Origin of the sequence: Curtobacterium sp. HSID17257 (assembly GCF_003989515.1) — a bacterium.
Lineage (GTDB): Bacteria > Actinomycetota > Actinomycetes > Actinomycetales > Microbacteriaceae > Curtobacterium.
Genome location: NZ_RBLU01000119.1, coordinates 1 through 9,289, shown reverse-complemented (window position 1 = coordinate 9,289; position 9,289 = coordinate 1). Strand labels below are relative to the sequence as shown.

The following is a 9,289-nucleotide window of genomic DNA, read 5'->3' as shown; positions in this document are numbered from 1 at the left end:
TGGTCGCCGCGGCGAAGCGGCGGACGGCCGCGGAGGCCCAGGCGGCCCGCTCGGGGTCGGGTCGCTGCGGCATGGGGCCATCGTAGGGGGCGCGAGGGTCGGCCCGGTGTCGACGACGGCGGCCCGCGGGAATGTCCGGCTGCCGTCGGACGTACTGTGAGGACATGACTGATGCGACGTTCGACAAGGTGACCATGTTCGGCGCGGACTGGTGCCGCGACTGCCGACGGTCGAAGGCGCTCCTCGACCGGCTCGGGGTCGACTACGACTACGTGGACGTCGAGGCCGACCTCTCCGCAGCCGACCGTGCCGAGGCGATCAGCGGCCGCAAGAACATCCCCGTCGTGGTGCTGCCGAACGGCAAGCACTTCGTCGAGCCCTCGGACGCCGAACTGCAGGCCGAGCTCGAGGCCACCGGGGCGGTCTGACCGGCAGCCGAGGCTGCGCCTCCACGCAGGCTGTGAACACGCTGGGGAAGACCGGAGTTCAATCGGGGCCGACCACGACCGCGGACACCCCCGGACCGCGGCGGGTCTGACACAAGGAGGACACCGTGCTCGGTCTCATCATCAGCCTCATCATCATCGGCCTCATCGCCGGCGCCCTCGCCCGGCTCATCATCCCCGGCAAGCAGCACATGTCGATCCTCATGACGATCGTGCTCGGCATCATCGGCTCGTTCGTCGGCGGCTTCCTCGGCTTCCTGATCTTCCAGCACGACCCGATGGACGGCTTCTTCCAGCCGGCCGGCATCATCGGCTCCATCATCGGTGCCGTCATCGTGCTGTTCCTCTACACCCGCTTCGCCGGTCGGGGCGCGCGCCGCTGATCGCCTCGGCGTTCCGCTGACCGACGCGGGGGCGCCGGGTACGGACTCGAACGACCCTGGACCGAGACGGTCCGGGGTCGTTCGTCGTTCCGGGACACGAACGAGGAACCGGGGGGGGGACAGCGGGCTGACGGTCGCACACCGGCCGGGGCGTAGCGTCCCCGCCATGACCGACGAGAACGAACGCCCCCGTCCCGAGGACGACGCCGCACGGCTCGGACTCGTCATCGTCGGTGAGGCCGCCGCCCTGCAGTCCGGGGACGACGCCTCGCTCGACGCCAGCGAGGAGAACATCCGCGAGACCGTCGACAGCATGGTCGACGAGCCGCTCACACCCCGGCAGGAGGAGGTCGTCGAGCGGCTCGCAGCGGCCGGCGGAACGCTCACGGCCGGGTTGAGCGGGGCACTCGCTGCGAAGACGGGCGGCAAGGTCGAGGACGTGCTCGAGGGCGCAGCACGCAGTGTCGTCTGGCAGCAGCGACTGGCGGCTGAGCGCGAGGCGCTGCAGGGTCAGCCGCAGGAGTCGGCGGACGGCGGAGCGGTCACGGACCCCCGCGACGACCGCCGCGACGACACCCGCGAGGACGCCGGCGCCCAGCAGCGACGCAACGACGACGGGCGCGACCGGGGCTGATCCCGACCGCGACACGACGGGAGGCGCGGTGCAGGTCGGACCTGCACCGCGCCTCCCGTCGTGTGGTTCCGCGGAGCGTGCCTACGCGCCCTGCTGCCACCAGCTGTCGAAGGGCGTCGCGGGCACGCGACGCTTGTGCTCGGTCGCGCGGTACCGAGCCTCGATCGCCTCGGCGACCTCGTCCGGCACGTCGTGCCCCTGCAGGTACGCGTCGATCTCGACGTAGGTCAGCCCGAGGTTCGCCTCGTCCGTCTGGCCGGGCAGGTCGTCGAGCAGGTCGGCGGTCGGCGCCTTCTCGTACAGGCGTGCCGGCGCACCGAGGTGCTCGAGGAGCTGCCGCCCCTGGCTCTTCGTGAGTCCGGTCAGGGGTGTGAGGTCGACGCCGCCGTCGCCGTACTTGGTGAAGAAGCCCGTCACGGCCTCGGCCGCGTGGTCGGTACCGACGACCAGCAGCCCACGCTGTCCGGCCACGGCGTACTGCGCGACCATCCGCATGCGCGCCTTGACGTTGCCCTTCACGAAGTCGCTCAGCGCGACGCCGGAGGTCGAGGTGTCCTGGACCACGCCGTCGACACCGTGCTCGATGTTCACGACGATGCCCGGGTCGGCCGCGATGAACTGCAGGGCGAGCTGCGCGTCGTCCTCGTCCGCCTGCACGCGGTACGGCATGCGGACGGTGACGAACTCGGCCTCGCGGCCCTCGGCGCGCAGGGACTCGACCGCGAGCTGGGTGAGTCGCCCCGCGAGCGTCGAGTCCTGGCCTCCGCTGACCGCGAGGACGTAGCCCTTCGCGCCGGTCGTGGTCAGGTAGTCGCGCAGGAACGCGACGCGGCGGGCGACCTCCTGCTCGGGGTCGATGGTCGGCCGGACGTCGAGGTCCGCGGCGATGGTGGCTTGGAGTTCACGCACGCCTCGATTATCCCGCGGCTCCTGCGCGCAGGACCGGATTCACCGGGAGCACGCGGCTGCCGTTCACCCGCTGGACTCAGGCGACCGTGGGCGTGGTGGGGTGCCGGATGGTGTTGTCGTGGTCGGCGCCGATCGCGCACGTGCAGACCACGCGCAGCATCTCGTCGGTCCGGGTGAGCCGGAAGCGTTCGACGTGCGGCGGGCCGACGTGGCGGTCGAACGGATGGGTGTCGTGGTCGTGCACGTCGGGTCCTCCCTGATCCGGGGTCCCGCTGGTGAGACGGGACGGGGCACGGAGCCCTTGCGGAGGATCATGCACGCAGGTGCGCCGCACCGCGAGTCCCCCGTCCGGGGGACCGCGGCGGGCCTGGTCGTCACGTCAGGCCTGGCGGCCGGGCCGCCGCGTCAGACCTGCTGACCTGCTCGCCGCGTCAGACTTGCTCGCCGCGTCAGACCTGCTCGCCGAGGAAGTCCGCGTACGAGGGCTCGTCGTGCTCGGCGCCGACGGGCACGGCGGCGTCGGAGGTGCCACCGACGCGGTCGGCGATCAGCTCGGCGACCTCGTCGGGGGAGCGCATGCCGTGACGGTGCCAGTCCTCGGTGGGGCGGGGCGTCACGAGAGGACCTGCAGGGTCGTGGCGGAGAAGGTCGAGACGGGGGTGCGGGTTTGCCCCGCCGGGAAGTCGAGGTGCGTGGAGCACGGGTACGTGGCGGTCATGAGGACCAGCCCTTCATCGAGGTGTTGCTCACCTCGGATCCGACCGGGTCGTCCCGCTGTGCCAGACCTCGCAGACCGCGAGGGCATCGTGACGACGGGACCCTGTGAGTGAACCCGGTGACTCCAGCGTAGAAGCGAGGTCGGAGCGCGTCCAGGTCGATGCGCTTAGCGGCGTCCCCGGACGTCACCGGCCGCGGGTCGGCTGCGTCGGTAGCGTGGAAGCTCCGCACCACCACCGAGGAGCCCCATGCCCCTGTTCGGCAACCACACCACCCCCGCAGACGCGACACCAGGTCCACTCACCCGCAAGTGGACGGACGGGTTCGGGAGCCTGGCGACCCGGTGCCTGCAGGTGATCATCGTGCTCGTGATCGCGATCGGCATCGTCTACGCCGCCGCGACCCTGAGCGTCGTGACGATCCCGGTGCTCCTCGCCCTGATCATCGCCTCCGCCATGCACCCGGTCGTGTCCTGGCTCCGTCGTCACAAGGTGCCGTCGGTGCTCGCGACCCTCGCGGTCCTGCTCGGCGTCCTCGTGGTCCTCGGCCTGGTCGGGTGGCTCATCGTCGTCGCCGTGATCGCCCAGTGGCCCGACCTGCAGAAGTCCGCGATCAGCGGGTTCCAGCAGCTGCAGGACACCGTCGCCCACCTGCCGTTCTCGATCTCCGACCAGCAGGTCGACCAGGTCGTCGACGGCGTGCAGGGCTTCCTGACCAGCTCGCAGTTCGGCTCCGGCGCCCTGGCCGGGGCGTCCGCCACGGCGAACTTCCTGACCGGGCTCGTCCTGATGATCGTGGTGCTGTTCTTCTTCCTCAAGGACGGCCCGGCGATCTGGGAGTTCCTCCTCCGTCCGTTCACCGGCGCCCGGTACGAGCGCGCCCGTCGCGTCGGCGACCGGGTCGTGCAGACCCTCGGCGGGTACGTCCGCGGAACGGCGAGCGTCGCAGCCGTGGACGCCGTCGGCATCGGCGTCGGCCTGGCGATCGTCGGTGTGCCGCTCGCACTCCCCCTCGCCGTCGTCGTGTTCATCACCGCGTTCATCCCGATCGTCGGCGCCACCGCCGCGGGCATCCTCGCCGCGCTCGTCGCCCTCGTCGCGAACGGCCCCGTGGCCGCGCTCATCGTGGTCGGCATCGTGGTGCTCGTGAACCAGCTCGAGGGCAACCTGCTGCAGCCGGTGCTGATGGGCAAGACGCTCAAGCTGCACGGCCTGGTGATCCTGATCGGCCTGACCGCGGGCACGGTGCTCGCGGGCATCACCGGCGCGATCATCTCCGTGCCGCTCCTGGCCGCGGCGTGGGGCGCCGTGCAGGTGTGGGGCGGGCCGGACCTGCCGGCGGAGCCGTGGCGGCAGAAGCGTCCGGAGACGGCCGAGCGGCGGTAGACGCCCCCACGGGACGCAACGGGAGGCGCGGTGCCGGACGGTACCGCGCCTCCCGTTGCGTCCCGTGGGGGCCGTCGGCGTCGCGGGCCGGCAGCTCCGTCGGCGCGCCGTCCGCGACGTGACACGCGTCGTTCGACGCGCGCGATGTCGCACGATGCGCCCGCATCGGATGCGCGTGCACGAACCGACGTCACACGTGTCGATCGACGCGCGCGGTGTCGTACCGTGCGCCCGCACCGGCCGCCGGACGACGAACGGGAGCCCCCGCGCGCAGCAGGGGCTCCCGTTCGTGTCGGTGCGGTGTGGGTCAGTCGGTCCCGGAGTCGAACGCGGCACCCTCGGACGCGGCGTCCGTCGCGCGGCCGAGAGCCTCGTCCTCGCTGGAGACGACGGCACCACCGAGGATCTCCTCGGCCTCGCCCGCCTGCAGCTGCCCGACGAGTTCGCCCGTCGCGCCGCCGATGAGCCCGGCGGCGGCGTACTGCTCGAGTCGCGAGCGCGAGTCCGCGATGTCGAGGTTGCGCATCGTGAGCTGCCCGATGCGGTCGTCCGGGCCGAACGCTGCGTCACCGACGCGCTCCATCGAGAGCTTGTCCGGGTGGTACGACAGCGCCGGACCCGTGGTGTCGAGGATCGTGTAGTCGTCGCCGCGACGCAGGCGGAGCGTGACCTCGCCGGTGACGGCGGAGGCGACCCAGCGCTGCAGCGACTCGCGGAGCATGAGCGACTGCGGGTCGAGCCAGCGGCCCTCGTACATGAGGCGACCGAGGCGGCGACCCTCGTTGTGGTACGCCGCGACCGTGTCCTCGTTGTGGATCGCGTTGAGCAGACGCTCGTAGGCGATGTGGAGCAGGGCCATGCCCGGCGCCTCGTAGATGCCGCGGCTCTTCGCCTCGATGATGCGGTTCTCGATCTGGTCCGAGGCGCCGAGACCGTGACGGCCACCGATGGCGTTCGCCTCGTACACGAGCGCGACGGCGTCGGCGTACTCGACGCCGTTGATCGCGACCGGACGACCGGCCTCGAAGCGGACCGAGACCTCTTCGGTGGCGACCTCGACGTCGTCACGCCAGGCGGCGACGCCCATGATCGGCTCGACGATGTCCAGGCCGCTCGAGAGCTCCTCGAGGCTCTTGGCCTCGTGCGTGGCGCCCCAGATGTTCGCGTCGGTCGAGTACGCCTTCTCCGTGGAGTCGCGGTACGGGAAGCCCCGGGCGACGAGCCACTCGCTCATCTCCTTGCGGCCGCCGAGCTCCTCGACGAACTCGGTGTCGAGCCACGGCTTGTAGACGCGCAGGCGCGGGTTCGCCATCAGGCCGTAGCGGTAGAACCGCTCGATGTCGTTGCCCTTGTAGGTGGAGCCGTCGCCCCAGATGTCGACGCCGTCCTCGCGCATCGCACGGACGAGCATCGTGCCCGTGACGGCGCGGCCGAGCGGCGTCGTGTTGAAGTAGGTCTTGCCGCCGGAGCGGATGTGGAAGGCGCCGGTCTGCAGGGCCACGAGGCCCTCTTCGACCAGGGCGCTCTTCGCGTCGACGATGCGGGCGATCTCGGCGCCGTACTCCTTCGCACGGCCCGGGACGGCGTCGATGTCCGGCTCGTCGTACTGGCCGATGTCGGCCGTGTACGTGCAGGGCACCGCTCCCTTCTCGCGCATCCAGGCGACCGCGCAGGAGGTGTCGAGACCTCCGGAGAACGCGATGCCGACTCGTTCGCCGACGGGGAGACTGCTCAGGACCTTGGACACGGGGTCAATCGTACGGGGAGTCCAGTCGGTACATCGACCCGCATCGATCGGCTCGCGTCCGACCTGCTGTGCCCCTCGGAGGCACTGCAGGGACTCGAACCCCCGACGACGACTGGTGCCCCTCGGAGGCACTGCAGGGACTCGAACCCCCGACGACGACTGGTGCCCCTGGAGGGACTCGAACCCCCAACCGTTTCCTTAGGACGGAACTGCTCTTCCATTGAGCTACAGAGGCTGGCCCGTCCACTCTAGCGGCGGATCGACCCGCGGTACGGCTCCAGGAACGCGCAGACCTCGTCCACGAACAACTGCGGCTGCTCGAACGGCGCGAAGTGCCCGCCCCGGTCGAGCTCGTGGTGGTACACGAGGTTCGTCGTCCGCTCGAGCCACTCCCGCGGTGCCCGGACGATGTCACCCGGGAACACCGAGAACCCCGACGGCACCTCCACCCGCCGACTCAGCTGCGCGGCGGGGATCGCGGCGTTCGCGTGGTACATCCGCATCGACGAGCCGATGGTCGCCGTCGCCCAGTACTCGGTGAGCAGCGCCAGGACCTCGTCCCGCGTGTAGAGCGACCAGAGGTCACCGCCGCAGTCGCTCCACGACCGGAGCTTCTCGACGATCCACGCGGCGAGGCCCGCGGGCGAGTCGGTGAGTCCGACGGCGGCGGTCTGCGGCTTGGTGCGGTGCATCATCGCGTAGGCGCCCTCGGCGGTCCGCCACCGGTCGGTCTCCTGCACGAAGGCCCGCTCGGCCGGCGACAACGAACAGGTGTCGATCCCCGGCCAGGCGAGACCGCCGTCGATCCGGTGCGCGGCGACGACCCGGTCGGGGTGGTCGAGCGCGAGGTAGCGGACGACGTGCGTCCCGATGTCACCACCCGACGCCGCGAAGTGCTCGTACCCGAGGTCCGTCATCAGCGTCGCCCACATGCCCGCGACCTCGCGGGCGTCGAGCACCCGCGGTGGCGCGTCCGAGAAGCCGTACCCGGGCATGTCCGGCACGACCACGTCGAACCCGGCCGCGACGAGCATCGGGAGGACCTTGCGGTACCGCCACCCGGAGTCCGGCCAGCCGTGGGCGAGCAGCAGCGGGAGGGCATCGGGATGACCGGATCGCGCATGCAGCACGTGGACCCGGATACCGTCGACGACGTGCCGTTCGGACGGCAGCGCGGCGAGCTGCTCCCGGTGTGCGTCGAAGTCGAACCCGTCCGCCCAGTACTCGACCAGGGGCCGGAGCTCGTCCACGTCGACGCCGAGCGACCACCCGGTGCCGGCTGGCACGTCCGGCAACCGCGTGGCGCGGAGTCGGGCTCGGAGGTCCTCGATCGTGGCGTCGTCGATCACGGGCGTCTCGCTCATGGCTCGCACGCTACGCCCGCCCGTTCCTTCCCATCACGCGCGCGATGGGAAGCGGAATCGGGCGTACCTGGTCGTTCGGGAAGCCCGGGTACGCCCGTTCCGACCAGGCACGCCCGTTCCGACCGGGTGCACCACTCACGGAAGCAGCCGCGCGCACGCCAGCGCGACCGGGGACGGACGGGAGGCGCGTGGCGGCGCCGCCACGCGCCTCCCGTCCGTCGCGGCGCGAGCCGCCGCTACGCGGCCACCAGGTACTCGTCCCACTCCGACTGCGGGCGCTCGATCCCGCGGACCACCCAGGACGCCCCGTGGGGCGCCTTCGGCCGGAACCGCAGTCGCCACCCCATCTCCTGCGGCGTGCGGTCGCCCTTCGTGTTGTTGCACGCCAGGCAGCAGGCGACGAGGTTCTCCCACGAGTCCTGGCCGCCGCGCGACCGTGGCTGCACGTGGTCGATCGTGGTGGCGTGCCGGTCGCAGTACGCGCAGCGGTTGGCGTCACGCCGCAGGACCCCGCGACGTGAGACCGGCACGAGCCGGGCGTGCGGGATGCGCACGTAGTGCGTGAGGATGATGACGGACGGACGGTCGAAGCTCGCGGACGACCCCGTGACCGGGTGGTCGAGGTCTGCGGCGATGACGGCGGCCTTCTGGTTCATGACCAGCACGAGGGCCCGTCGGTCCGAGATCACCGCGAGGGGCTCGTAACCGGCGTTGAGGACGAGAGTGCGCATGGGTTCCCTTCCGACGGTGCCTGGACGGCTTCCAGGCGCTGCGGGTGCGTCGGGCCGATCGACGTCGACAGGGGACCGCGACCTGCGACCACGCCCTGAACCACGAAGAGCACCACCCGGATGGGCAGTGCTCTCGTCATGCAGGTGCGTGATGGTGCACGCAGGGGGCGGTCGACCGTATGTCCACGAGCGCGCGCCGACCCGTGGTGCGGGTCGTGCGGAACGCTGACATGAGGTCTCCCGTGTTCGGGCCGGATCGGACCGGTGCACCACCAGGCTACGTCGGAAACCGGCCCGACACGAGGGTGTGCGGACCGGTTTCCGGGAGTGTTCACGGGAACGACACACTCGTCGTCGCCGCTGCGCGGGTGTCGGGGATCAGATCCCGAAGCGCACGATGTGGTAGCTGCTCGTCCAGATCGGGCGGATCGAGACGGAACCACCGGGCTTCGGCGCGTCCATGATCATGCCGTTGCCCATGTAGAAGCCGTCGTGCGAGCCGTCGTTGAAGACCACGACGTCACCCGGCTGTGCCTGCGACTCGGGGATCGTGGTGCCCGCGGCGTCCTGCAGCGGGACCGAGTGCGGCAGGCTGATGCCGTACTGCGCGTAGACGTACATGATGTAGCCCGAGCAGTCGAAGCCGGACGGGTCCGCGCCACCGAAGACGTACGGGGTGCCGATGTACTGCTTCGCGGTGGCGACGACGGCCGGCAGCGAGAACGGGGTGTTCGCGGCGGCCGCGCTCGAGGCGATCTGGTTCACGGACGGGCCGCTGTACGACGAGTACTGCTTCGCGGTCTGCGCACGTGCCGCCTGGGTCGCTGCTGCCTGCGCCTGCGCGGCGGCGGCCTGCTCGGCTGCGGCCTTCTGCGCGGCCTCGGCGTCGAGCGTGGACTGCGCAGTCGCACCGAAGCCGTCGCGCGAGGTCCCGGCGAGGGCCACGGCGTCGGACACCGAGAACTGCTGCGCA

General features: G+C 71.2%; 11 protein-coding genes and 1 tRNA gene. 4 read left to right on the top strand and 8 right to left on the bottom strand.

Features of this window, described 5'->3' with window-relative positions; genetic code table 11:
* Positions 1-164 precede the first annotated feature (164 nt).
* From D8M35_RS14000 to D8M35_RS13990, 3 genes are all read left to right on the top strand, one after another.
* Positions 165-428, top strand: coding sequence for a glutaredoxin family protein (locus tag D8M35_RS14000; RefSeq protein WP_058749273.1), 264 nt, complete (start codon positions 165-167; stop codon positions 426-428).
* Between the two features lie 125 nt (positions 429-553).
* Positions 554-829 carry a GlsB/YeaQ/YmgE family stress response membrane protein gene (locus D8M35_RS13995; protein ID WP_066656492.1) on the top strand — a complete coding sequence of 92 codons (276 nt, stop codon included), beginning with the start codon at positions 554-556 and terminating at the stop codon, positions 827-829.
* 166 nt (positions 830-995) lie between these two features.
* Complete coding sequence (locus D8M35_RS13990; protein ID WP_126892404.1) at positions 996-1,463, top strand: hypothetical protein; 468 nt, start codon at positions 996-998, stop codon at positions 1,461-1,463.
* A gap of 81 nt (positions 1,464-1,544) precedes the next feature.
* Here the strand turns inward: D8M35_RS13990 and nadE are convergent, their stop codons facing one another.
* The 3 genes from nadE to D8M35_RS17225 all read right to left on the bottom strand — a co-directional run bounded on the left by nadE (position 1,545) and on the right by D8M35_RS17225 (position 2,950).
* On the bottom strand, positions 1,545-2,372 hold the full coding sequence (nadE, locus tag D8M35_RS13985) for an ammonia-dependent NAD(+) synthetase (protein WP_126892403.1): 828 nt from the start codon (positions 2,370-2,372) through the stop codon (positions 1,545-1,547).
* Between the two features lie 76 nt (positions 2,373-2,448).
* Positions 2,449-2,616 (bottom strand): hypothetical protein, encoded by a 168-nt coding sequence (locus D8M35_RS16430; protein ID WP_153257448.1) that lies wholly within the window; start codon positions 2,614-2,616, stop codon positions 2,449-2,451.
* A gap of 205 nt (positions 2,617-2,821) precedes the next feature.
* The gene (locus D8M35_RS17225; protein ID WP_274542778.1) at positions 2,822-2,950 is read right to left on the bottom strand and encodes a hypothetical protein; all 129 of its coding nucleotides are present in this window, start codon (positions 2,948-2,950) and stop codon (positions 2,822-2,824) included.
* Between the two features lie 387 nt (positions 2,951-3,337).
* Here D8M35_RS17225 and D8M35_RS13980 point away from each other — a divergent pair, with 387 nt between their 5' ends.
* Positions 3,338-4,474 (top strand): AI-2E family transporter, encoded by a 1,137-nt coding sequence (locus tag D8M35_RS13980; RefSeq protein ID WP_126892402.1) that lies wholly within the window; start codon positions 3,338-3,340, stop codon positions 4,472-4,474.
* Positions 4,475-4,781: 307 nt separating this feature from the next.
* Here D8M35_RS13980 and argG read toward each other — a convergent pair whose 3' ends face one another.
* The 5 genes from argG to D8M35_RS13955 all read right to left on the bottom strand — a co-directional run.
* Complete coding sequence (argG, locus tag D8M35_RS13975) at positions 4,782-6,221, bottom strand: argininosuccinate synthase (RefSeq protein ID WP_126892401.1); 1,440 nt, start codon at positions 6,219-6,221, stop codon at positions 4,782-4,784.
* Between the two features lie 160 nt (positions 6,222-6,381).
* Positions 6,382-6,456 (bottom strand) — tRNA-Arg (locus D8M35_RS13970).
* 13 nt (positions 6,457-6,469) lie between these two features.
* Complete coding sequence (locus D8M35_RS13965; RefSeq protein WP_126892400.1) at positions 6,470-7,585, bottom strand: epoxide hydrolase family protein; 1,116 nt, start codon at positions 7,583-7,585, stop codon at positions 6,470-6,472.
* A gap of 236 nt (positions 7,586-7,821) precedes the next feature.
* A complete protein-coding gene (locus D8M35_RS13960) occupies positions 7,822-8,316 on the bottom strand; it encodes an HNH endonuclease (protein WP_126892399.1) in 495 nt (164 codons plus the stop codon).
* Between the two features lie 378 nt (positions 8,317-8,694).
* Positions 8,695-9,289, bottom strand: a 595-nt coding sequence (locus D8M35_RS13955) for a C40 family peptidase (RefSeq protein ID WP_161972674.1), incomplete at its 5' end; no start/stop codon positions are given.